We start from the raw sequence: 22,561 nt of genomic DNA on the forward strand, positions 1-22,561 counted from the left end.
TATCCAAACCCGAGGTCAATCATCTTCGGGCGGGAGTCGTCCCGAGGCTTCTTAGGGGTGACAGAATGTTCAAGACAGCAAGAATGGCATTGCTTGCCGCGCTGTTCGCGGGGATAGCCGGGCCGGCTCTCGCCGCCGATCTCGCGGAACCGCTTCCCGTCGAGCCGGCACCGCCGCCCATCGCCGAAGTGCAACCCGTCGATGTAGGCGGTTGGTACATCCGCGGCGACATCGACTATCACTGGTCGCGCTTCGGCGGCGGCGATTACATCACTTATGGTGCCGCACCTCAGACCCAAGGCAGCTTCGCCAGCGGTTCTCTCAAGGGTGCGTTATCTGCCGGCGCCGGCGTCGGCTACCAGGTGAACCAGTATTTCCGCACCGATCTCACGGCCGACTGGATGGGCAAATCGAACTTCCGCGGCTCAACCGACGGCTTCTGCGCCGGCGGGGTGCCTTGTACTTCTGTCGACACTTCCTCCTACTCGGCCCTGCTGCTGTTGGCCAATGCCTATATCGACATCGGCACATGGCATGGGGTTACACCTTACGTCGGCGCCGGCATCGGCGGCGCCTGGGTCAAGTGGGACACGCTTCACAACAGCGATCTCGACGGAGACTTCTTTCATCGCGGCGGCAAGGGCTGGCGCTTCGCCTATGCCCTTATGGCCGGCGCCTCCTACTGTCTGACCGATCGCGTCAAGCTGGACGTCGGCTACCGCTACAGCCACATCAATGGCGGCAAGATGTTCGAATACGCTTCGGACAGCAATGTCGGCCCTGGCTACGACCGTGGCATCAACGTGCATGAGGTACGCGGCGGTCTCCGCTACCAGTTCGGCGGCCAGTCCGATTGCGCCCCGCCGCCGGAGCCCTACGTGCCGGAACCGGAACCGATCTACACCAAGTAATCGCCTTCATTATCCCGAAATTCGTCAGCCGCCCGGCGCCAGCCGGGCGGCTTTCGCTTTCGCGTCATCCGTAAAATCCCATCGAAATCAATTCGGTAACCGGCCGTTATCCTTAACCGCCACTTAACCACTATGGTTAACAATGGCTCCTTGAAACGGCGCTCGCGTTCGCGGCTGGCGCCAATTTCAGGAGCCGGGGACCATGATATCAAGATCGCGTATCGCGTCAGCGCTTGCCGCAATCATCCTGTTGCCGATGACGCCGGCGCTTGCGGCCGATTACGATCCGCCGATCTATGTCGATCAGGCGCCGGACTATCAGCCGGTCGAGATCGGCTCGGGCTGGTACCTGCGCGGCGATGTCTCGTATCTGGCGAACAAGAGCTTCAAGAACGGGGATTTCACCTTCCCGTCGACGATCGCCAGCGAAAGTTTTAGCGAGAGCGAGGACGCGTATTTCGCGAGCATCGGCTTCGGATATCATTTCAACGATTACCTTCGCGCCGACATCAACCTCGGCTACCTGCCCGGCAACAAAGCCAGCTTCAGCTATGACGACACAGCAACCGTGGTGGCACCGGCAACGGCGACCGTGGGAGATGGAAACCTCAAGAACTATGCCTTCTCAGGCATATTGAACGGCTATGTCGATCTTGGCACATATGTCGGCATCACGCCCTATATCGGCGCGGGTATTGGTATCGTTCAAAGCAAATACAGTCTTTCGGCGGATTATTTCACCGACAACGGGGATGCAAGCGACGACTTCTCTCGGCGCAGCAGCAAAACAAAATATTCCTTGGCCTACACATTGAACGCCGGCCTTGCCTACCAGGTCTCGAAGAATGTTCTGATCGACCTTGGCTATCAGTATTTCTCCGCGCCCGAGGCCGAATATGTCACGGCCGCAAGCCTGAATTCCTTCCCTGTCCACAAGGGCATCAGCAATCATCAGATCAAGCTTGGGCTGCGTTACGATCTCTGGTGAGCCACGCAGGCTGAGAGGTTTCGACGGCGGGTCCTAAGGGCCCGCCGTTCTCCTTTCGGATCGAGCGCGAGTTGGAGCGAATATCCCGTCCGCGACAAAAACTTTGCTCTTGACGCCGAAGCTCTGAGCGCATATCGCCGTCCGTGGGCCACCCCTCCCCAACGAGGGGCCACTATCTGGAAGGATAGACCACGATGACGACGCTTACCAAGCCCGGACTCCGTCCGGCAAACCCCAATTTCTCTTCAGGTCCCTGCGCAAAACGCCCCGGCTGGTCGGTCGAGGCGCTGAAAGCCGCCGCGCTCGGGCGCTCGCACCGCGCCAAGATCGGCAAGGCGAAGCTCGAGCAGGCTATCGAGCTAACGCGCGAAATCCTCAAGGTTCCCACAGATTATCGCATCGGCATCGTGCCGGCGTCGGACACGGGCGCGGTCGAGATGGCGCTCTGGTCGCTGCTAGGCGAGCGCGGCGTCGACATGGTCGCCTGGGAGAGCTTCGGCTCCGGCTGGGTGACGGATGTCGTCAAGCAGCTCAAGCTCGCCGACACGCGCAAGTTCGAGGCCGGCTACGGCGAACTGCCCGACCTGACGCAGGTCGATTTCGACCGCGACGTCGTCTTCACCTGGAACGGCACGACCTCGGGCGTGCGCGTGCCGAATGGCGATTTCATTCCCGCGAGCCGCAAGGGCCTGACCATTTGCGACGCGACATCGGCCGCCTTCGCGCAAAGGCTCGATTTCGAGAAGCTCGATGTCGTCACCTTCTCCTGGCAGAAGGTGCTGGGCGGCGAGGGCGCGCATGGCATGCTGATCCTGTCGCCCCGCGCCGTCGAGCGGCTGGAGACCTACAAGCCGGCCTGGCCGCTGCCGAAGATCTTCCGCCTGACCTCGGGCGGCAAGCTGATCGAGGGCATCTTCAAGGGCGAGACCATCAACACGCCGTCGATGCTGTGCGTGGAGGATTATCTCGATGCGCTCCGCTGGGCGAAGTCGATCGGCGGCCTGGAAGCGTTGATCGCCCGCGCGGACGCGAATGCCGCGGTGCTCGACCGGTTCGCTGAGAAGTCGACGTGGCTCGGCCATCTCGCCGTCGACCCGGCAACGCGCTCGAACACGTCCGTCTGCCTCTCCTTCACCGATCCTGACGTGGCGGCGCTCGACGCCGACGGCCAGGCGGCTTTCGCTAAGGGGATCGTGTCCGCGCTCGACAAGGAAGGCGTCGCCTACGACATCGGCTCCTACCGCGATGCCCCGCCCGGCCTGCGCATCTGGTGCGGCGCGACCGTCGAGACCGCCGATCTCGAAGCGCTGCTGCCCTGGCTCGACTGGGCCTTCGCCACGCAGAAAGCGTCGCTCAAGGCAGCGGCCTGAGTTTCATGGCGGCCCGCGGGCCGCCATTTCCCGACACTTCCATTCCCACGTCAAGGAGGCCGCAATGGCGCCCCGCGTTCTCGTTTCGGATAAACTTTCCACCACCGCCGTGCAGATCTTCAAGGATCGCGGCATCGACGTCGACTATCTGCCCGATCTCGGCAAGGACAAGGAAAAGCTCGCCGAGGTGATCGGCCAGTATGACGGCCTCGCCATCCGCTCGGCGACCAAGGTCACCGAGAAGCTGATCAATGCGGCAACCAGGCTCAAGGTCGTCGGCCGCGCCGGTATCGGCGTCGACAATGTCGACATCCCGGCCGCCAGCCGCAGGGGCATCATCGTGATGAACACTCCCTTCGGCAATTCGATCACCACGGCCGAGCATGCGGTGGCGATGATCTTCGCGCTGGCGCGGCAGATACCGGAAGCTAATGCCTCGACCCATTCCGGCAAGTGGGAAAAGAACCGCTTCATGGGTGTCGAGATCACCAGCAAGACGCTGGGCGTGATCGGCTGCGGCAATATCGGCTCGATCGTCGCCACGCGCGGCGTCGGGCTGAAGATGCATGTGATCGCTTTCGATCCGTTCCTGTCCGACAGCCGCGCCGAGGAGCTCGGCGTCCAGAAAGTCGAGCTCGACGAGCTCTTCGCCCGCGCCGACTTCATCACGCTGCACACGCCGCTGACCGACAAGACGCGCAACATCATCGACGCGGCGGCGATCGCCAAGATGAAGGACGGCGTGCGCATCATCAATTGCGCCCGCGGCGGATTGGTCGTCGAGGCGGACCTGGTCGCGGCGCTGAAGAGCGGCAAGGTGGCCGGGGCCGGCATCGACGTGTTCGAGGTCGAGCCGGCCGAGAACAACCCGCTGTTCGGCATGGAGAATGTCGTGGCAACGCCGCATCTCGGCGCCTCTACCACCGAGGCGCAGGAGAATGTCGCGCTGCAGGTTGCAGAGCAGATGAGCGACTACCTGATCAAGGGCGCGGTCTCCAACGCCATCAACATGCCTTCGATCACAGCCGAGGAGGCGCCGCGGCTGAAACCCTTCGTCAAGCTTGCCGAAGTGCTCGGCGCCTTTGTCGGCCAGGTCACCGAGGATCCGATCAAGGAGGTCGAGATCCTGTTCGACGGCTCGACCGCGACGATGAACACGCGCGCGCTGGTGAGCGCTGCCCTTGCCGGACTCATCCGGCCGCAGGTCTCCGACGTCAACATGGTGTCGGCGCCGATCATGGTGAAGGAGCGCGGCATCATCGTCGCCGAGGTCAAGCGCGACAAGTCGGGCGTGTTCGACGGCTATATCAAGCTCACCGTCAAGACCGAGCATATGACGCGCTCGATCGCCGGCACCTGCTTCTCCGACCACAAGCCGCGCTTCATCCAGATCAAGGGCATCAATCTCGATGCCGAGGTCGGCCAGCACATGCTCTACACCACCAATGCCGACGCGCCCGGCATCATCGGCCTGCTTGGCACCGTGTGCGGCGAGAACGGCGTCAACATCGCCAACTTCCAGCTCGGCCGCAACCGACCGGGCGGCGATGCGATCGCGCTGCTTTATCTCGATGCGCCCTTCCCGGAAAGTGTGCTGGAGCAGGTACGCGCGCACAAGTCGATCGACTCGGCGAAGCGGCTGCGCTTCGACGTCGGCGGCGAGTAACGTCCGGACGTGAAAACGCCCCGCTTGCACCAGCAGGCGGGGCATTCATGAGGTGGCTGTCACCCGATGGCCGCTTGCCGGGAAGTTGAGATATTCACCCCGTCTGCAGCGCTGCTCGGCTGCCGCTGTACTCGGCAAGCGCAATGCCGCCGAGGACAAGCGCCAGCGCGAAGGCCTGATACGCCTGAAACTGCTCGCCGACGATCAGCACCGAAAGCAACGTGCCGAAGATAGGCACCAGATTGATGAACAGGCCGGCGCGGTTGGCGCCGATCAATTCGTTGCCCTTGATGTAGAGGACCTGCGAAACGACCGAAGCGCCAAGCGCCGTGTAGAGCGTGAGCGCCCAGCCACGGGCGTCCGGCACGATGACGCGGCCAGACGCGACCTCCCAGACGAAGAAGGGCAGGGAAACCAGCAGCGCGGCAATCGACAGCGCCAGCATGAAACTTTGCCAGCGGATTGCCGGCCTGAGGCGCAGTCCCACCGAATAGAGGCTGTAGCAAAGCACCGCCACAAGCATGATGGCGTCGCCAAAATTGAGCTCGAGCTTCAGCAACTGGCCGAGGTCGCCATGACTTGCCGTCAGCGCGACGCCGGCGATGGTGAGCACGACGCCGACGATCTGCAGAGGCTGCACGCGCAGCCTGAACAGCACGAAATTGGCAAGAATGATGACGATCGGGATGGCTGCCTGCTCGATCGAGACATTGATGGCGGTCGTGTAGTTGAGCGCCGTATAGAAGATGACGTTGAAGATGGTGAAACCGCAAGCGCCGAGCCCGGCAAGCAGCCTCCAGTGCCTGCGCACCTCGGGCCAATCCTCACGCAGCGTCCGCCAGCCGATGGGCAGCAGGATCAGCACCGCCATCACCCAGCGCAGGAACACCAGCGTCATCGGCGAGACATGGCCGACGGCAAGCTTGCCCGCCACCGAATTGCCGCCCCACAAGAGCATGGTCGACAGAAGGAACAGATAGGCGGCTCGGTGCATGGAGGTTCCGGCCCTGCGGGTGCTCGAGGGTTCGGCCCGGCCTAGAGTGGCGGCGGCGGCAAGTAAATGATGCGAAAGCCGGAATTTGTTGTGCCTGGACCAGGTTGACGTCTCGGCGTTGGCGTCATTTTGATCCAAGTCCTTGAGGGGCATGGTCACTTGCGGAAGCCGGTTCCCGCTTTTTGGGTTCGCCGACCTTCGGTTCGGGTCATGCTCCAACGATGGTTTCGGCGGCAAAGAAAGGGTCGCGCCAGCCCCCGCTTGACGCTATAGAGGCCTGTCGTTTCAGGCCGCCCGCGCGGCATTTCAAGGGAAAAGAACATGGCCAATGTGGTGGTCGTCGGCTCGCAATGGGGTGACGAAGGCAAGGGCAAGATCGTCGACTGGCTGTCGGAACGGGCCGATGTGGTCGTGCGCTTCCAGGGCGGCCACAATGCCGGCCACACGCTGGTCGTCGACGGCAAGGTCTACAAGCTGTCGCTGCTGCCCTCCGGCGTGGTCAGACAGGGCAAGCTTTCGATCATCGGCAACGGCGTGGTGTTCGATCCGCATGCCTTCGTCGCCGAAGCCAAGAAGCTCAAGGAGCAGGGCGTGGAGGTCACGCCGGAACGCCTGAAAATAGCCGAAAACACCGCGCTTATCCTGTCCCTGCACCGGGAGCTGGACGGATTGCGCGAAGACGCAGCCTCGAATTCAGGAACCAAGATTGGCACGACACGACGCGGCATCGGCCCCGCCTATGAGGACAAGGTGGGCCGGCGCGCGGTGCGGGTGATGGATTTGGCGGATCTGGAAACGCTGCCCTTGAAGGTCGACAGGCTGCTGACGCATCACAATGCGCTGCGCCGCGGGCTCGGTCATGCCGAAGCGACGCATGAGGCGATCATGCAGGAACTGACCTCGGTGGCCGCCGAGATCCTGCCTTACATGGACCGCGTCTGGAAGGTGCTCGACGACAGGCGCCGCGCCGGCGAACGCATCCTGTTCGAGGGCGCGCAGGGCACGTTGCTCGACATCGACCACGGCACCTATCCCTTCGTCACCTCGTCCAACACCGTGGCCGGGCAGGCCGCAGCCGGTTCGGGCGTAGGCCCCGGCTTCATCGGCTATGTGCTCGGCATCACCAAGGCCTACACGACGCGCGTCGGCGAAGGGCCGTTCCCGACCGAGCAGATGAACGAGATCGGCGAGTTCCTCGGCACGCGCGGCCACGAGTTCGGCGTCGTCACCGGCCGCAAGCGCCGCTGCGGCTGGTTCGACGCCGTGCTGGTGCGCCAGGCCGTCGCCGTCAACGGCATCAAGGGCATCGCTCTTACCAAGCTCGACGTGCTCGACGGGCTCGACGAGATCAAGGTCTGCACGGGCTATCGCCTCGACGGCGAGACGATCGATTACCTGCCGGCCAGCCAGGGCGCGCAAGCGCGGGTCGAGCCCGTCTACGAGACGCTCGAAGGCTGGAAGGGAACCACGGCCGGCGCCAGAAGCTGGAACGATTTGCCGGCGCAAGCCGTCAAATATGTCCGCCATATCGAGGAGCTGATCGGTGCCCCCGTGGCGTTGCTCTCCACCAGCCCCGAGCGGGACGACACAATACTTGTGACCGACCCATTTCAAGACTAGTTTCACAGCCCTTCCCGGCGCTATGGCTGATTTGCGGTCGGCGGGAAAAGAATGCAGGTCACCTGACGCATGGCAGATTTCGTTAGTGTTCTGAAAAAGCAGCTCGACAAGAAGGTCGACCCTTCGTTCGAGATGCGCAAGCAGATATACGACGGCGCCCGCGCGGTGCTGGCAAAGAAACTGGCCGAGTATTCCCCGCCGCTTGCGCCCGATGTCGTCAGCAAGCAGAAGCGCTCGCTGGAAGACGCCATTTCCAGTGTCGAGCGCGAGTATGTCAAACGCGTTCCGGCCGAGGATCCGCTGGCGGAGCTGGAGCATATTTTCTCCTCCATCGACCGCAACAAGAACCAGCCGAGCCATTCCCGCCAGCCGGCGGCGCCGGAGCCCGCCAAGCCGGATCCGTTCAAGTCCGAGCCGTTCAGGCCGTCGCCCGCGCCCGCCAGGACCGAACCAAGTTGGCAAGGCGGGCCGAAGGCGGAACCCGCGCGGCAAACCCCTGCGAAGGACGAGCCAGCCTGGCAGAACACGGCAAGGACGGAGCCGAATTGGCAGACCGCGCCAAAGGCGGAACCAGCCTGGCAGAAGGCGCCGCCGCCGATGCCGTCGCCGCGCGAAGACGATGTAGGCCTGGCGGGCATGGACGATGTCGATGACGGCAGCGATGTCTTTGCCAATGACGAGCAGCCGGCGGCCGATACCTTCCAGCGCCTGCGGCCACAGCCGCAAAAGCGCAAGCGCAGCTATGGCGGCTTGATCGCCGCCGTCGTCGCGCTCCTGGTGCTGGCCGGCGGCGGCTACGGCATATGGCTGAACAAGAATGCGTTCGGGTCGCTTTTCGGCCTTGGCGGCGGTGGCAGCAAGACGGCCTCGACAGAGCCGCTGGTCAAGCCGGCTCCGGCCAAGCCGGCGACGGAGACGGCGGCCGCGCCGGCTGCGTCCGGCGCCGGCGAGGCGGCCGACACTAACAAGTTCACGCAACGCCTGACGCCCGAGGGCAAGGAGACGGATCCCGGCCCGGCCGGCGGACAGCCCACGATCGGCGAAGGCGAATCCGTCGCGGCGCTGACCTCGCGGCCGCCGGCTACGCCGGCGACGACCCCGCCTGCTCCGGCTGCGCCCGCTCCGGCCACGCCGACGCCTGAGACGCCTGCGGCCGGAGCGCCGGCGACCGACGCGGCCAATCCAACGCCCGCAGCCGGAACCACGCCGCCGGCGGCTAACGCGGCAACGCCGCCCGCGGCCGGCGCTACGCCGCCTGCGGCAGCGACAACGCCGCCGCCCGCGGGCACGACACCGGCTGCGCCGGCGCCGGCGACCGGCGAGGCAACCGTGCCGGTCGGGCAGAAGGCGATCTTCTATGAGGAGCGCACCAGCACGCAGCAGGGCACAGCTGAGCCTGGCAGCATCGTGTGGTCGCTTGTGCAGGAATCGCCCGGCGGCGACCTGCCGCCGGAACCGGCGATCCGCGCCGAGGCGACGATCCCGGGCAAGAATATCCAGCTGCGCATGACGATCCGGCGCAACACCGACCAGACACTGCCCGCCAGCCACATCATCGAGATGATCTTCCTGACGCCGGAAGGGTTCGACGGCGGCGGCGTCGACAACATCCTGCGCATCGCCATGAAGAGCTCCGAACAGGATGCCGGCAGCCCGCTGATCGGCATCCCGGCCAAGATCGCCGACGGCTTCTTCCTCGTCGCGCTCAACGACACCAAGGCCGACGAGGACGCCAACCTGACGCTGCTGAGAGGCCAGGCCTGGATCGACGTGCCAGTAGTCTACAAGACCGGACGCCGCGCCCTGCTCACCATGGAAAAGGGCATTCCCGGCGAGAAGGTTTTTGACGAGGCGCTGAAGGCCTGGGCGGCGAAGACATCGGGGTGATGGCAGCGGCGGTTTTAAGCCGCCTCAGAAGCCCTGAAACAGCATGTCGAGAGCGGCGACGATCTCGTCATGATGCCTGCCAAGGTTTCCTTCTGCCGCCCGCAATTCGGAAGCCGTCACAGCCGAAATGAACTGAGTGACCATAACGTGTTCCTTGCCATCGATCCTGAAGATCGGGTTCAGCCTGCGTGCCGGCAGCGGTGCGATGTTGGGGGGCAGAAGGGGAACGACGACGTTGGTATCGAGCTGTTCTAGTATGTCGGACTGGACATCGAGGAGATAACCGTCGCTTCCCGTGCTTCGGTAGAAATCGTAGCGAGCCATCAAAACAGCCGGTACTTGGCCAAAGGCAGACCGTTACGCTTGACGTATTCGTTAGAGCTTTCGAGCGCTTCCTTGTTCTCCTCCTGCCAGCGACGGATCTTCTCGGCAGAAATTGCCTTGGCGATTCCTTGCTCGGCGGCGCGGGACATATTGATACCCAATGCCTTGGCCTCCTCGATCAATCTCGAATCGATCGAGGTGTTTACCGATTTGCGTTGCGGTTTCGCAGATGATTGGAGCACGGCAGCCTCTCTATTCCATGCGCATAATATAAGCGCATAGAACGTGCAGGCAAGCCTACCCTTCCATCTCTTCGCGCAGCATCTCCAGTTCCAGCCACTCTTCCTCGAGTGCCGCCAGCGTCGTGCGCTCCTTGTCGAGCGCGGCGATAGTCTTCTGGAACGAGGCGGGATCGCGCTCGTAGAAGGACGGGTCGGCGATGTTGTTCTCCAGTCGCGAGATCGAGGCCGTCACCGCTTCGATCTTCTTAGGCAGCGAATCCAGTGCGAATTTCTGCTTGAACGAGAGCTTTTTCGCGGCGCCTTTGGGCGCCGCCGGTTCGGCTTTCGGTCCAGCCTCGCTCGCCTCGGTCTTGGACCTTGCCTTGCGGTCTTCCAGCCTGGAGCCGCCGCGCTGCGCCAGCATGTCGGAATAGCCGCCGGCATATTCGATCCAGCGGCCGCCGCCGTCCGGCGCGATCACGCTGGTGACGGTGCGGTCAAGGAAGTCGCGGTCGTGGCTGACCAGTATCACGGTTCCGGCAAAGCCCGCGACAAGCTCCTGCAGCAGCTCCAGCGTCTCCATGTCGAGATCGTTGGTCGGTTCGTCGAGCACCAGAAGGTTCGCTGGCCGGGCCAGCACGCGGGCCAAAAGCAGCCGCGCGCGTTCGCCGCCGGAAAGCTCGCGCACCGGCGTGCGGGCCTGCTCCGGCTTGAACAGGAAATCCTTCATGTAGGAGACGACATGACGCTGCTCGCCGTTGACGACAAGGTTCTCGCCGCGTCCGTCGGTGAGGTAATGCGCCAGCGTCTCCTGCGGATCGACGGCCTCGCGCTTCTGATCGAGCGTCGCAATCTCGAGATTGACGCCGAGCCGCACGGTGCCGGCGTCCGGCGCCAGCTCGCCGGTCAGCATCTTCAACAATGTCGTCTTGCCGGCGCCGTTCGGGCCGACCAGGCCGACGCGGTCGCCGCGCTGGATGCGGGTCGAGAACCCCCTGACCACGGTGAGATCGCCAAAGCTCTTGTCGATGTTCCTGGCCTCGATCACCAGCTTGCCGGATTCGGCGGCGTCGCTGGCCACCATCGTCGCGGTGCCCTCTGCGCCGCGATGGCTGCGGAAGCGCTGGCGCATGGTTTGCAACTCGCCGAGGCGGCGCATGTTGCGCTTGCGCCTGGCGGTCACGCCATAGCGCAGCCAATGTTCCTCGCGCACGATCTGGCGGCCGAGCTTGTGCTGGTCGCGCTCTTCCTCTTCCAGCACCTGGTCGCGCCATTCCTCGAAATGCGCAAAGCCCTTGTCCAGCCGCCGCGTCTGGCCGCGATCCAGCCAGACGGTGGCGCGCGTGACGCGCTCGAGAAAGCGGCGGTCATGCGAGATCAGGATCACCGCGGAGGAGGTGCGGGCGAGCTCTTCTTCCAGCCATTCAATCACCGAAAGGTCGAGATGGTTGGTCGGCTCGTCGAGGAGCAGAATGTCGGGTTCCGGTGCCATGACGCGGGCAAGGGCGGCGCGGCGCGCCTCGCCGCCGGACAGGTCGTTCGGCCGCTCCTCGCCGGTCAGGCCAAGATGGTCCATCAGATAGGTGGCGCGATGCGGATCGTCGGCCGGGCCAAGGCTCGCCTCGACATAGGCGCGCACGTCGGCGAAGCCGTCCATGTCCGGCATCTGCGGCAGATAGCGGACCGTGGCCGAAGGCTGGCGGAACACCTCGCCATCCTGCGGCTCGATCATCCCGGCGGCGATCTTGAGCAGCGTCGACTTGCCCGAGCCGTTGCGCCCGACCAGCGCGATCTTCTCGCCGGCGGATGCGCTGAGCGCCGCGCCGTCGAGCAGCGGGGTGCCGCCGAAAGTCAGTTTAATGTCGTCGAGGTTGAGGAGTGGCGGCGCCATGTCAACTTTCTGGAAGAGGATAGGGGTGGGCCAGAAGCAGGGCCCGGCCGCGCTCCAGCGCGATGCCAAGCTGCCCTTTGACCTCATTTGATATAGTGAGCGAGGAACCGAACGCCACCTCGACGCGGTCGAGAGGCCATTTGGCGCCGGTGACCGTCAGGCCGGACAGGTCGGAAAAGCCGAGCACCGAAAACAAGGTGCCGTCGTCATAGTCGAAGCTGGCCTTGCCGCGCAGGATGGGAGCGCCTTCCTGCGCGCCGCTGGTCAGCAGCACGGTCGTGCCAGCCTCGGCCAGCCGCACGGCCAGCGCCAGATGCAGGAAGGCATGGTCGGCGCGCTTGCCGCCGAAGGCGCCGGCCAGCACGAGGCTGGTGGCGCCACGCTGAAGCGCTTCCGCTATGGCGAGCTCGCCATCGGTCATGTCCTTCTCGGCCGGAAAGACTTTTCGCGGCACGGCGGCGAGATCATCCGGCAGGTTCGCCGGCACCGAGTCGAAATCGCCGACCCAAAGTTCGGGGACAAGTCCAAGCATGCGGGCATGGCCGATGCCGGCATCGGCGGCGATGACGCGCGAGCCAGCGATCTGGCGTTCGAGCCGGGGCGTGCGGATAAGCTCGCCGGCAAGCAGGATGGTGAATGTGCCCATGGCCGTCGCCCTTACCAGCCCGTCGGGCGAAACGGAAGCGGGATGCCGTGCGCTTCGGCTGCGAGGCTACCGGCGAACATTAGCTGCCCGGCAAACTTCCGCTTGCGCGCTGCTTCGGCGGGGCCTATCTGTCGAAACGCTCTAACGGGGTGCCGGACGTGATCCGGCTGAGAGGCGATCAAGCCAACCCGCTGAACCTGATCCGGTTTGTACCGGCGGAGGGATTAGACGTTTCGGACGATCCGGCGCCTCAATTCCTTGTCACTCGAACGAAGGAGGCGCCGATATGCGCGCAATACTGTCCCATCTCATTCTCGCAACCGGCTTAGTTTCGCTTCTGGCGGGCGTCGCGCCTGCCGCTGCGAAGGACAAGCTCACCGTCTATACCTATGAAAGCTTTACCGCCGATTGGGGTCCCGGCCCGGCGGTGAAGAAGGAATTCGAGGCCGAATGCGGCTGCGATCTCGAATTCGTCTCGGTGGCCGACGGCGTGGCGCTCCTCAACCGCGTCAAGCTCGAAGGCGCCGGCACCAAGGCCGACATCGTGCTCGGCCTCGACACCAATCTCACCGCCGACGCCAAGGCGAGCGGACTGTTCGTGCCGCATGGCGAAGTCTCCGCCATCGACGTGCCTGGAGGCTGGAGCGACGACACTTTCGTGCCTTTCGACTACGGCTATTTCGCCGTCGTCTATGACACGCAGAAGCTTAAAGTCCCGCCGAAGAGCCTGAAGGAACTGGTCGAAGGCGCCGGCACGGACAAGATCGTCATCCAGGATCCGCGCACCTCGACGCCGGGCCTCGGCCTGCTCTTGTGGGTGAAATCGGTCTATGGCGACAAGGCGCCGGAAGCCTGGGCCAAGCTGAAATCGAAAGTGCTGACGGTGACGCCGGGCTGGAGCGAGGCCTATGGCCTGTTCACCAAGGGCGAGGCGCCAATGGTGCTTTCCTACACCACCTCGCCGGCCTACCACATGGTGGCCGAGAACACCGAGCGCTACCAGGCCGCCTCGTTCGAGGAAGGCGAATACCTGCAGATCGAGGTTGCCGGCATCACCACGACGGGCGCGAAGAACCCGCTGGCGCAAAAGTTCATCGCCTTCATGACCGGACCGAAATTCCAGGATGTCATTCCGGAAACCAACTGGATGTTCCCGGCCGGCAAGACCGACAAGCCGCTCAACCCGGCCTTCGACAAACTGGTGAAGCCGACCAAGACCTTGCTGTTCAGCCCGCAGGAGGTCGCCGCCAACCGCAAGGCGTGGGTGGATGAGTGGCTGGCGGTGATGAGCAAGTAGGATCGCTATTCGCGCAAGATGATCGCTCTACGGCGCCCCCCTCTGTCCTGCCGGACATCTCCCCCACAGGGGGGGAAATTGGCCGTCATCGGCGGTTTCGCCAACTGGCGACGTTGCAGTGATGAGCGAGGGGCGGGCGCTGCTGATCTCCCCCCTTGTGGGGGAGATGTCCGGCAGGACAGAGGGGGGCGCGAAGGAACACGGCGTTTGCTGAATTCCACCAAGGTGCAACGTGCAAGCCGCCGTGCACCCTGACTCCCGCGTCACCGCCGGCGTCGTCGCGCTGGCGGCCATCGCCCTCCTCATCGGCGGTGCCTTCGCCGGCCTCGCCGTCGAAGGCGCGCACGATCTCTCCGGCGCTGCCGCCGCCTTCGACAATTATCTCCTGCGCGTCGCCCGCTTCACGCTGTGGCAGGCGGCTCTCTCGACGCTGCTGTCGGTCGCGCCGGCGCTGCTCGTGGCGCGCGCTTTGTCGAGGCATCCGGCCTTTCCAGGTCGCGGCCTGATCCTGCAATTGTTCACCCTGCCGCTGGCCTTACCGGCGATCGTCGCCGCGCTCGGCATTCTGGCGCTCTACGGTCGGGTCGGATATTTAGCCGGCGTCCTCGCCAGACTTGGCGGTGCGGATTGGCCGGGGATCTACGGCCTCTCCGGCATCCTTGTCGCTCATGTCTTCTTCAACCTGCCCTTGGCGACGCGCCTGTTCCTCGAGGCGCTGGGCACCGTTCCCGCCGACCAGTGGCGGCTGGCGAGCCAGCTCGGCATGGGTGCCTGGCCGGCCTTCCGGCTGATCGAATGGCCGGTGCTGCGCGCGGCCCTGCCGGGGATTGCCGGGTTGGTCTTCATGCTCTGCATCACCTCCTTCACCATCGTGCTGACGCTCGGCGGCAGTCCGGCCGCGACGACACTGGAAGTGGCCATCTACCAGGCGCTGCGCTTCGATTTCGATCCTACGCGGGCCGTAACACTGACGTTTCTCCAGATCGCGCTCACCTTCGTCGTGGTCGCAGCACTCACGCGGCTCGGCGCCAACACGGTCGGTGATGCCAATCTGCCGGTGGCGCCGCGCCGCTACCTTTCGGCGGGCCGGATCGAAAGCGCGCTGAATGCCGGCCTCATCATGCTTGCCCTGCTGTTCGTCGCCGGACCGATGCTGGCGACCGTGCTTTCAGGTCTGGGGACGGATCTCGGACGGTTGGCCGGTGAAGCGGCGGTGCGCCGCGCCACCTTCACCAGCGCCGGCTTTGCCCTGCTTGCGGCGCTTCTCAGCGTGACGCTGTCGCTGGCGCTGATCGCGGCACGGCGCGCGCTGGCCCTACGGCGCCGGGCAGGCGGGGCCATGGGCCTGCTCGAACATGCCGCCGACACCGGCGCCGGCTTCGTGCTCGTCGTGCCGCCGATCGTGCTTGGCGCCGGCTGGTTTCTGGCGCTGCGCCACGTCACCGATGTCTTTGCCATCGCGCCGGTCATGGTCGTCGCCGTCAACGCAGTGATGGCGATGCCCTTCGCCATTCGCGCCGTTCGCCCGGCCTATGACGCGGCGAGCGAGCGCCACGAGCGGCTTTGCCTTGCGCTCGGCATAACCGGCTGGAACCGACTCAGCCTGATAGACTGGCCGTCGCTGAGGCGGCCCTTGGCCACCGGCTTCGCCTTCGCCATGGCGCTGTCGCTCGGCGATCTCGGCGTGATCGCGCTGTTCGGCAGCGATTCCGTGCAGACCTTGCCCTATCTGCTTTTGGCGCGCATGAGCAGCTACAGGACAGCCGACGCCGCGGGACTTGCCTTGCTGCTCGGCCTCGTCTGCCTGATGCTGGTGGTCGCGGCCGACTGGCTGGGGCGGGAAGGAAAGTCATGACGACCATCGACGGCACCGCCGCGCAAAAGGGCCTCGCCGTCGCGCTGGATGGCGTCTCGTTCAGCTATGGCGAATCCTCCTTCCGCTTCGACGCCGAATTCGCGGCCGGCAGGATCACCGCCATCATGGGGCCGAGCGGCTCCGGCAAGTCGACGCTGCTCAATCTGATAGCCGGCTTCGAAGCGCCTGATGCGGGTAAGGTCCTGATCGGCGGCGTCGATCTCGGAAACACGCCGCCTTCGGCGCGGCCGGTGTCGATGGTGTTCCAGGAAAACAATTTGTTTGCGCATCTTTCCGTCGAAGCCAATGTCGGGCTCGGCCGCTCGCCGTCGCTGAAACTCGGCGACGCCGATCGCGCCGAGGTCGCCGAGGCGCTGGCGCGGGTTGGTCTTGCCGGCAAGGAAAAGCGGCTGCCGCGCGAGCTGTCCGGCGGCGAGCGGCAGCGCGTGGCGCTGGCGCGCGTGCTGCTGCGCGACCGGCCCGTTTTGCTGCTCGACGAACCTTTCGCGTCGCTCGGCCCGGCGCTGCGCGACGATATGCTGGATCTTGTGGCTGGCATTCATGCCGAGCGCGAAATGACGGTGTTGTTCGTGACGCATCAGCCGGAAGATGCGCGCCGCGTCGGGCAGGACGTGGCATTTCTCGACGAAGGCACGATCGCGGCAGCCGGGCCCGCCGAGGATTTCTTCGATCGGTCTGGACCGGATGCGTTCCGGCGCTATATCGGCGATCGAGGCGGCACCGTTGCCGGATCACAACATGTTGCCCGGAAGCGGACATAATTTATGGCCAAACCGGCAATGGGCGATCCGGCGTTTGCTTGCCTTGTCCGGGGGAGTATGGCTAGGTCCGGCCATGCTGGTCCGGCTGGACCGTGATTTGCCGAAAGATTTGGAAGGAAGCCGACCTGTCGAGCGGCGCTGAGAAGGTGTGGATGAAGCCGCTGGCACGATTTCTCGCGCTGGCGAGCGTCGCCTTGCTGGCGAGCTGCCAGATGTTCACGCCGCCGGACGTGCAGGAGAGCGGCTTCCAACCTTCCGACAAGCCGATCACCGTCGACAATGTCGTGGCCAACGCCAAGCTCGCAGAGATGGCGAAGGCGCAGCACCCGCGGATTCTCGCCACCTATGGCGGCGAATATTCCGACCCAAAGCTCGAACGCATGGTGGCCAAGGTCGTCGGCAATCTGACGGTGGTGTCGGCCAACCCGACCCAGACCTATCGCATAACCATCCTCAATTCGCCCAACGTCAACGCCTTCGCGCTGCCGGGCGGCTATCTCTATGTGACGCGGGGCCTGCTGGCGCTGGCCAACGATTCCTCCGAGCTTGCCGCCGTCATCGCGCATGAGATGGGGCACGTCACCGCGAATCACGGCCTGCAGCGGCAGCAGCTCGAAGCGGAGGAGGGCCTGGCGACCAAGGTGGTCTCCGATGTGCTCGGCGACAGCCCGACCGCCAAGGCGGCGCTGATCCGCGGCAAGCTCAGGCTCGCGCAATTCTCGCGCAACCAGGAACTGCAGGCCGACGCCATCGGCATCAAGTCGATCGGCGAGGCGGGCTATGATCCCTATGCCGCCGGCCGCTTCCTGCAGTCGATGTCGGCCTATACGGATTTCCGCTCGGTGAGCGGCGCCACAGACGCCAGCCTCGACTTCCTGGCGACGCACCCGAACACGCCGCAGCGTATCGAGCTGGCGCAGCGCCTCGCGCGCAATTTCGGCCCGCCCGGCGTCGGCACGCGCGACCGCGACGCATTTCTGGCCGGCATAGACGGCCTGCTTTACGGCGACACGCCGGAAGAAGGCTATGTGCGCGGCCAGACCTTCATGCATCCCAATCTCGGCGTCTCGTTCACCGTGCCGGACGGCTTTGTCATCGACAATTCGGCGGCCGCCGTGACCGCGACCGGGCCGGGCGACATCGCCATCCGCTTCGACGGCGTGGCGATCGACAAGTCCGTGTCGCTCACCGATTACATCCGCAGCGGCTGGGTCGCGGGGCTGGAAGACGCCAGCGTGCGCCAGGACACGATCAACGGCAACGATGCGGCGACGGCCCATGCCAGCGCGCAAGGCTGGCAGTTCGACATCGCGGTGATCCGGGCCGGTGGGCAGGTCTACAGGCTGCTGACGGCCGCGCCCTCGGCCAGCACTTCGCTGGACCCTGTGGCGCGCTCGGTCAGCGGCTCCTTCCGCGTGCTGAGCCCGGCCGAGAAGGCGGCGCTGAAGCCGCTGCATATCAGGGTCATTACCGTCCAGGCCGGCCAGACTATGGGCTCGCTCGCCGCGCAGATGGTCGGCGTCGATCGCAAGCTCGATCTGTTCCGCGTGCTCAACGCCATGTCGCCGGGCGCGACTGTGTCGTCCGGCGACAAGGTCAAGATCGTCACCGACAAATAAGACCGACACCCCGCTTTCCGGCGGCCGCTTGATGGTGACGGCGTTTCGTTGAATCGCCATCACGATCCTTGTTGGAGCATGATGTCGTCCGAAACCGGTTCCCACTTATCGGGATCATGCTCTCTCGACGCTGCCGTTCGGCTGGCTGCGTCCACGCCATCGATGCTGCTATCTGATCCCGTCAGAGCCGCCGGTGCTGCCAGTATCAGTGCCGCCGGAATCAGTGCTGCCGGTGCTGCCAGTGTCGGTGCTGCCGGAGTCAGTGCTGCCGGGACTGCCAGTGTCGGTGCTGCCGGAGTCAGTGCTGCCGGTGCTGCCAGTGTCGGTGCTGCCGGAGTCGGTGCTGCCGGTGCTGTCACCGTCGGTGCTGCCGCTGTCAGATCCGCCGCCGCGGGGCTCGGGGTGATCGCCGCCATTGCCACGCCAAGATGCTGATCCGGTGCCGTTCGGTATGCGCTTGGCCGGTATCTTGGTGACCGGTGGCGGCGCTTTTGGCGCGGGGGTACGGACCACCTTTATCTTCGTGACCACTTTGGTCACCACCTTGGGCTTGCACACCGGGACCGTCTTTTCGCTTCGCTTGGGTGAGAGACCGAGAATGGCCATCGAATAAGCCTCCTGCCGGTCGATGCCGGCTCGGAGGAAAGCCAAGGCGCGGGCCGGGTCGGCGGGTACGCCGTTGCGGCCTTCCTTGAAGATCACCGCAAGGTCCTTGGTGGCATCGACATGCCCCATCGCCGCTGCCTGGAGCAGCAGGTCCAGTCCCTTGCCGGTGTCGCGCTGGACGCCGACACCGTCGAACAAAGCGCGCCCCAAGGCAGTCATGCCGTAGGGATCTCCCTTGTCCGACGCCTGCGCATAGAGGCTGTTGGCCTTGGTCAAATCCGGAGCCGCGCTCATTCCGGATGCGGCGATGTAGCCGAGCTCGTACACGGCACGGACGTGCCCCTTATCGGCCGCCTCCTGGATCACATTCCTCGCTTCGTCGATCCGGCCCGACGCCAGCAGTGCTCGCCCCAACTCGTAGCGGAAGCGCGCAATGTCGGGATAGGACTTCACCGCCGCCTCGCAAGCTTCGACAGCTCCGCCGCCGATCTCGTTCGGCAAGCGGCCCGAGACAACGCCCTGCAGGTCGAGCGGCTCGCCGGCGGCTTGGTCGCAAGGGTCGACGCTCGGCGAGAGTTGCATCGTCGACCGCTTCGCGGCGCTGCCCGCGCGGATATCGAAGCCGACTTCGACGGGCGCGACCGAGCCGATCTGCGGCTCGTAGCGCAATTTGTCGACCTCGGCGGCCGTCAGGCTCGATTGCGGCGAAAGGACACGGTCGGGCAGGGACAGCGTGCCGGCCGCCGGGTAGCTCGCAAGCTTGAGGCTGATAGAGGCATCCTTGGCCGGAAGCTCCAGTTTCAGCGGAACCGGACCGACGCCGAGCGGGACCTGGATATCGCGACGTCCAATCGCTTCGGCGGCGTCGGCCACCTGGATTCCGCGTTCCGCCGTCTGCTGGTCCTGCTCAGCTTCCTGCGGCGGCGCCGGTTGCTCCGCCCCGCGCATCAGCACGACGTCGTCGATCAGCGAGGAGTTCTCCCACGGAACCTGCTTGCCGTTGGTGGCCTTGACCACGTCGCGGCGGACGGCCGCCATCACCGAGCGTATCTCCTGATCCGGCGCCAGCGCACGGCGGGAGAAGGACGACGAAAACGGGCTGAGGTCGCCGGACCCGTCATAGGCGACCGCGCCGGGCTCGGTGGCAAAGGCAATCAGCGTGTTCTGCGAACCCGTTACCTGCGCAAGGCCGCTGCCGCCGGCGACGATCAACTGGTCGCGCAGCCAATAGTCCTTGCGCGGGAAAGGATCGTTGCGACAGGCGTCGAGGATGATCATCTGGACCTTCGATCTCGAGCGTAGCTGCCGCAATATGTCATTGACCTTGATGGCCTGGACCTCCATGTCGGCCGCATCTTTCAGCGACGCATCGACCGGGATCAGGAAATTCTCTCCGCCGATCTGGAAGCCGTGCCCCGAATAATAGACGACCGCCAGGTCGGCGCCGTCCGCCGCCGCCAGATAGTTGCGGAACCGCTCTTCGAACTGAAGCTTGGTCAGGTCCTTGGCGGCGAACACCTCGAAGCCGGCCAGCCGGAATGTCCTCGACACGTTCTCCGCGTCCTTGTCCGGATTCTTGAGCGCCGGGATTTCGCGGTATTGCGAATTGCCGACCACAAGGGCAACCCTTCGCTCGGCATGCGCTTGAAACGTCGTGAGACCCACGAGGATCAAGAGTGCAATCAGCGCGCAGCATCGCAGCATGGCAAATCCCCCATGTGGTGTGATCTGGAGGAGTCAAAAAGCCGATTGCGGCGCAACAGTCTGTTAAAGAGCTCACAATCCTAGTTATCATCGAGGAAAAATGGCCCCGATGACGGCGTGTTATTTCTTATCTTTGAGTTTGGTCCCGGACTGACTTCAGGCGGCTTCCGCCAGGAACTCAGGGTTTTGCTTCACCAGCGCCAGCTTCAGCTTTTCCATGGCGCGCGCCTCGATCTGGCGGACGCGCTCCTTGGAGATGCCGAGCTGTTCGCCAAGCGATTCCAGCGTGGCGCCGTCATCGCTCAGCCTGCGCTCCTCGATGATGCGAAGCTCCCGGGCGTTGAGCGCGCCGAGCGCGCTCCGCAGCCAGATAGCGCGGCGCTGGACGTCGATCCTCTCGCCGACGATTTCGTCGGGAAGCGGGTCTTCGGAGACCAGGAAATCCATCCGCTCGGCGGCGCCGTTCTCGTCGGCCAAAGGCGCGTTGAGCGAGCTGTCGGGGGAAGACAGGCGCGAATCCATCATCGCCACGTCCGCCTCCGGCACGCCCAGCGCCGCCGAGACCTCGCGGTAGAGCGAGGCGTTGGAGAGCGGCTCGGCGCCGTTGGCGAGGCGCGCGCGCAGACGCCTGAGATTGAAGAACAGCGCCTTCTGCGCGGAACTGGTGCCGCCGCGCACGATCGACCAGTTGCGCAAGATGTAATCCTGCATCGAGGCGCGGATCCACCAGGTGGCATAGGTCGAGAAGCGTACTTCGCGCGCGGGTTCGAAACGGGCGGCCGCCTCGAGCAGGCCGACATGGCCCTCCTGGATGAGATCGCCGAGCGGCAGGCCGTAATGGCGGAATTTCGAGGCCATGGAGATCACAAGGCGCATATGGGCGACGGTGATCCTGTGCAGCGCGTGCTGGTCGTTCTCTTCCTTCCAACGAAGCGCAAGGACATGCTCCTCGTCGCGCTCGAGGTATGGAGCCTTCATTGCCGCCCGGACCAATGTCCGTCCTGCCGCGTCTTCGATCATGCCGGCTCCTTTTGCGACGATTGCGCGTATAGCGGTTGAAAAGATGCCGCCGCGCCCTACAACAGCCATGCAACGTGTCAGGCGCATGGATGGTTCCGCCGCCCGAGGGGGTAGATGGTGCCGACGGAAGCATTCTGTTATCTGCCGGGAAAGCCTTCTGGTGAATTCTCGGCGGTTTAGAGAATCAGATTTCTGGCAGAGCCGATTTTTGAAATCTGGTTCCTTATTTTGCAGCCTTCTATCTGCCAGTTTCCGGCTCGCACAGTCGCGCCGGGACACCGGTCAAAACGGGATCACAGAAAAATGAAATGGCTCAAACCGCTTCTTCTCGCCGGAACGCTGCAGGTTCTGGCGATCACCGCCGGCTATGCCGGCGCCAATCTCGACCAGATCAAGCAGGCCGGGGTGCTCAAGGTAGGCACCGAAGGCACCTATGCGCCCTTCACCTATCACGATGAGTCCAACGCGCTGGTCGGCTTCGACGTCGAGATCGCCAAAGCCATCGGCGACAAGCTCGGCGTCAAGGTTCAGTTCCTTGAAGGCAAATGGGACGGCCTGATCGCCGGCCTCGATGCCAACCGCTACGACGCCGTCATCAACGAGGTCGGCATCACCGATGCGCGCAAGGCCAAGTATGATTTCTCCGATCCCTACATCGCCTCGAAGGCGGTGCTGATCGTGCGTGGCGACAACACCGATATCAAGACCTTCGCCGATCTCAAGGGCAAGAAGTCGGCGCAGTCGCTGACCTCCAATTTCGGCAAGCTCGCCGAGAAGAACGGCGCCGAGCTCGTCGGCACCGACGGGTTCGACCAGTCGATCCAGCTTCTGCTCACCGGCCGCGCCGACGCCACGATCAATGACAGCCTGTCCTTCCTCGATTTCAAGAAGCACAAGCCGGACGCCAATGTGAAGATCGCGGCGCAGGAAGAGAATGCCGATTATTCCGGCGTCATCGTGCGCAAGGGCGATCCGGAGCTGGTCGCGGCCATCAACAAGGCGCTGGCCGACATTAAGGCCGACGGCACCTACCAGAAGATCGCCGACAAGTATTTCGGCCAGGACGTTTCGAAGTAAGGCAATCGTCCCTTGCTCGGATACCGGCGGGCCGTCTTCGACGGCCCGCTGTTTTTGCACGACATTCATCGGGGTCGTCTTTG

Annotated in this window: 18 protein-coding genes and 1 riboswitch; of the genes, 11 read left to right on the top strand and 7 right to left on the bottom strand. The window is 64.4% G+C overall.

Annotated elements, in window-relative coordinates:
* Window positions 1–65 precede the first annotated feature (65 nt).
* The 4 genes from LB523_RS08565 to serA all read left to right on the top strand — a co-directional run bounded on the left by LB523_RS08565 (window position 66) and on the right by serA (window position 4,935).
* Entirely contained in the window at window positions 66–911 is an 846-nt protein-coding gene (locus LB523_RS08565; protein ID WP_224549290.1) for an outer membrane protein, read from the top strand.
* A 202-nt stretch (window positions 912–1,113) separates the two neighbouring features.
* Window positions 1,114–1,899 (top strand): outer membrane protein, encoded by a 786-nt coding sequence (locus LB523_RS08570; RefSeq protein WP_095767289.1) that lies wholly within the window; start codon window positions 1,114–1,116, stop codon window positions 1,897–1,899.
* Between the two features lie 194 nt (window positions 1,900–2,093).
* A complete protein-coding gene (locus LB523_RS08575) occupies window positions 2,094–3,269 on the top strand; it encodes a phosphoserine transaminase (protein ID WP_224549292.1) in 1,176 nt (391 codons plus the stop codon).
* 64 nt (window positions 3,270–3,333) lie between these two features.
* Window positions 3,334–4,935, top strand: coding sequence for a phosphoglycerate dehydrogenase (serA, locus tag LB523_RS08580; protein WP_224549294.1), 1,602 nt, complete (start codon window positions 3,334–3,336; stop codon window positions 4,933–4,935).
* A gap of 94 nt (window positions 4,936–5,029) precedes the next feature.
* Here serA and LB523_RS08585 read toward each other — a convergent pair whose 3' ends face one another.
* Window positions 5,030–5,929 carry a DMT family transporter gene (locus LB523_RS08585; protein ID WP_224549297.1) on the bottom strand — a complete coding sequence of 300 codons (900 nt, stop codon included), beginning with the start codon at window positions 5,927–5,929 and terminating at the stop codon, window positions 5,030–5,032.
* Window positions 5,930–6,250: 321 nt separating this feature from the next.
* On the opposite strand from LB523_RS08585, the gene LB523_RS08590 reads away from it, so the two are divergent.
* A complete protein-coding gene (locus LB523_RS08590; protein WP_224602215.1) occupies window positions 6,251–7,549 on the top strand; it encodes an adenylosuccinate synthase in 1,299 nt (432 codons plus the stop codon).
* 69 nt (window positions 7,550–7,618) lie between these two features.
* Entirely contained in the window at window positions 7,619–9,436 is a 1,818-nt protein-coding gene (locus LB523_RS08595; RefSeq protein ID WP_224602216.1) for a hypothetical protein, read from the top strand.
* A 24-nt stretch (window positions 9,437–9,460) separates the two neighbouring features.
* On the opposite strand, the gene LB523_RS08600 is transcribed toward LB523_RS08595, so the two are convergent.
* Genes LB523_RS08600 through LB523_RS08615 form a run of 4 tightly spaced genes read right to left on the bottom strand, consistent with a single transcriptional unit; the run spans window position 9,461 to window position 12,518 of the window.
* Complete coding sequence (locus LB523_RS08600) at window positions 9,461–9,760, bottom strand: CcdB family protein (protein ID WP_095767294.1); 300 nt, start codon at window positions 9,758–9,760, stop codon at window positions 9,461–9,463.
* Window positions 9,760–10,002 (bottom strand): type II toxin-antitoxin system CcdA family antitoxin, encoded by a 243-nt coding sequence (locus tag LB523_RS08605; protein WP_224602217.1) that lies wholly within the window; start codon window positions 10,000–10,002, stop codon window positions 9,760–9,762. Before LB523_RS08605 ends, LB523_RS08600 begins: the two co-directional genes overlap by 1 nt.
* 55 nt (window positions 10,003–10,057) lie before the next feature.
* On the bottom strand, window positions 10,058–11,872 hold the full coding sequence (locus LB523_RS08610; RefSeq protein ID WP_224602218.1) for an ABC-F family ATP-binding cassette domain-containing protein: 1,815 nt from the start codon (window positions 11,870–11,872) through the stop codon (window positions 10,058–10,060).
* Between the two features lies 1 nt (window position 11,873).
* On the bottom strand, window positions 11,874–12,518 hold the full coding sequence (locus LB523_RS08615) for a thiamine diphosphokinase (RefSeq protein WP_224602219.1): 645 nt from the start codon (window positions 12,516–12,518) through the stop codon (window positions 11,874–11,876).
* Window positions 12,519–12,653: 135 nt separating this feature from the next.
* Window positions 12,654–12,759: riboswitch (TPP riboswitch) on the top strand.
* A gap of 45 nt (window positions 12,760–12,804) precedes the next feature.
* Here LB523_RS08615 and thiB point away from each other — a divergent pair.
* The 4 genes from thiB (at window position 12,805) to LB523_RS08635 (ending at window position 18,071) form a co-directional block, all read left to right on the top strand.
* Window positions 12,805–13,815 carry a thiamine ABC transporter substrate binding subunit gene (thiB, locus tag LB523_RS08620; RefSeq protein ID WP_224602220.1) on the top strand — a complete coding sequence of 337 codons (1,011 nt, stop codon included), beginning with the start codon at window positions 12,805–12,807 and terminating at the stop codon, window positions 13,813–13,815.
* Between the two features lie 244 nt (window positions 13,816–14,059).
* Window positions 14,060–15,670 (top strand): thiamine/thiamine pyrophosphate ABC transporter permease, encoded by a 1,611-nt coding sequence (gene thiP, locus LB523_RS08625; protein WP_224602222.1) that lies wholly within the window; start codon window positions 14,060–14,062, stop codon window positions 15,668–15,670.
* Complete coding sequence (gene thiQ / locus LB523_RS08630; RefSeq protein ID WP_224602223.1) at window positions 15,667–16,452, top strand: thiamine ABC transporter ATP-binding protein; 786 nt, start codon at window positions 15,667–15,669, stop codon at window positions 16,450–16,452. The genes thiP and thiQ overlap by 4 nt, the downstream gene beginning before the upstream one ends.
* 152 nt (window positions 16,453–16,604) lie before the next feature.
* Window positions 16,605–18,071 (top strand): M48 family metalloprotease, encoded by a 1,467-nt coding sequence (locus LB523_RS08635; protein ID WP_224602224.1) that lies wholly within the window; start codon window positions 16,605–16,607, stop codon window positions 18,069–18,071.
* Between the two features lie 168 nt (window positions 18,072–18,239).
* Here the strand turns inward: LB523_RS08635 and LB523_RS08640 are convergent, their stop codons facing one another.
* Together LB523_RS08640 and LB523_RS08645 are read right to left on the bottom strand one after the other, a co-directional pair.
* Window positions 18,240–20,381 carry a caspase family protein gene (locus LB523_RS08640; RefSeq protein WP_224602225.1) on the bottom strand — a complete coding sequence of 714 codons (2,142 nt, stop codon included), beginning with the start codon at window positions 20,379–20,381 and terminating at the stop codon, window positions 18,240–18,242.
* A 156-nt stretch (window positions 20,382–20,537) separates the two neighbouring features.
* The gene (locus LB523_RS08645) at window positions 20,538–21,401 is read right to left on the bottom strand and encodes an RNA polymerase factor sigma-32 (protein WP_095767541.1); all 864 of its coding nucleotides are present in this window, start codon (window positions 21,399–21,401) and stop codon (window positions 20,538–20,540) included.
* 303 nt (window positions 21,402–21,704) lie between these two features.
* Between LB523_RS08645 and LB523_RS08650 the strand changes: the two genes are divergently transcribed.
* The gene (locus tag LB523_RS08650) at window positions 21,705–22,478 is read left to right on the top strand and encodes an amino acid ABC transporter substrate-binding protein (RefSeq protein ID WP_095767302.1); all 774 of its coding nucleotides are present in this window, start codon (window positions 21,705–21,707) and stop codon (window positions 22,476–22,478) included.
* Window positions 22,479–22,561: the final 83 nt, after the last annotated feature.

Origin of the sequence: Mesorhizobium sp. ESP-6-4, assembly GCF_020164735.1 — a bacterium.
Lineage (GTDB): Bacteria > Pseudomonadota > Alphaproteobacteria > Rhizobiales > Rhizobiaceae > Mesorhizobium.

Excerpts from the sequence above, each read along its gene's own strand:
- LB523_RS08565 (WP_224549290.1), top strand. The coding sequence starts at position 66 with ATGTTCAAGACAGCAAGAATGGCATTGCTTGCCGCGCTGTTCGCGGGG.
- LB523_RS08570 (WP_095767289.1), top strand. The coding sequence starts at position 1,114 with ATGATATCAAGATCGCGTATCGCGTCAGCGCTTGCCGCAATCATCCTG.
- LB523_RS08575 (WP_224549292.1), top strand. The coding sequence starts at position 2,094 with ATGACGACGCTTACCAAGCCCGGACTCCGTCCGGCAAACCCCAATTTC.
- serA (WP_224549294.1), top strand. The coding sequence starts at position 3,334 with ATGGCGCCCCGCGTTCTCGTTTCGGATAAACTTTCCACCACCGCCGTG.
- LB523_RS08585 (WP_224549297.1), bottom strand. The coding sequence starts at position 5,929 with ATGCACCGAGCCGCCTATCTGTTCCTTCTGTCGACCATGCTCTTGTGG.
- LB523_RS08590 (WP_224602215.1), top strand. The coding sequence starts at position 6,251 with ATGGCCAATGTGGTGGTCGTCGGCTCGCAATGGGGTGACGAAGGCAAG.
- LB523_RS08595 (WP_224602216.1), top strand. The coding sequence starts at position 7,619 with ATGGCAGATTTCGTTAGTGTTCTGAAAAAGCAGCTCGACAAGAAGGTC.
- LB523_RS08600 (WP_095767294.1), bottom strand. The coding sequence starts at position 9,760 with ATGGCTCGCTACGATTTCTACCGAAGCACGGGAAGCGACGGTTATCTC.
- LB523_RS08610 (WP_224602218.1), bottom strand. The coding sequence starts at position 11,872 with ATGGCGCCGCCACTCCTCAACCTCGACGACATTAAACTGACTTTCGGC.
- LB523_RS08615 (WP_224602219.1), bottom strand. The coding sequence starts at position 12,518 with ATGGGCACATTCACCATCCTGCTTGCCGGCGAGCTTATCCGCACGCCC.
- thiB (WP_224602220.1), top strand. The coding sequence starts at position 12,805 with ATGCGCGCAATACTGTCCCATCTCATTCTCGCAACCGGCTTAGTTTCG.
- thiQ (WP_224602223.1), top strand. The coding sequence starts at position 15,667 with ATGACGACCATCGACGGCACCGCCGCGCAAAAGGGCCTCGCCGTCGCG.
- LB523_RS08635 (WP_224602224.1), top strand. The coding sequence starts at position 16,605 with ATGAAGCCGCTGGCACGATTTCTCGCGCTGGCGAGCGTCGCCTTGCTG.
- LB523_RS08640 (WP_224602225.1), bottom strand. The coding sequence starts at position 20,381 with ATGCTGCGATGCTGCGCGCTGATTGCACTCTTGATCCTCGTGGGTCTC.
- LB523_RS08645 (WP_095767541.1), bottom strand. The coding sequence starts at position 21,401 with ATGATCGAAGACGCGGCAGGACGGACATTGGTCCGGGCGGCAATGAAG.
- LB523_RS08650 (WP_095767302.1), top strand. The coding sequence starts at position 21,705 with ATGAAATGGCTCAAACCGCTTCTTCTCGCCGGAACGCTGCAGGTTCTG.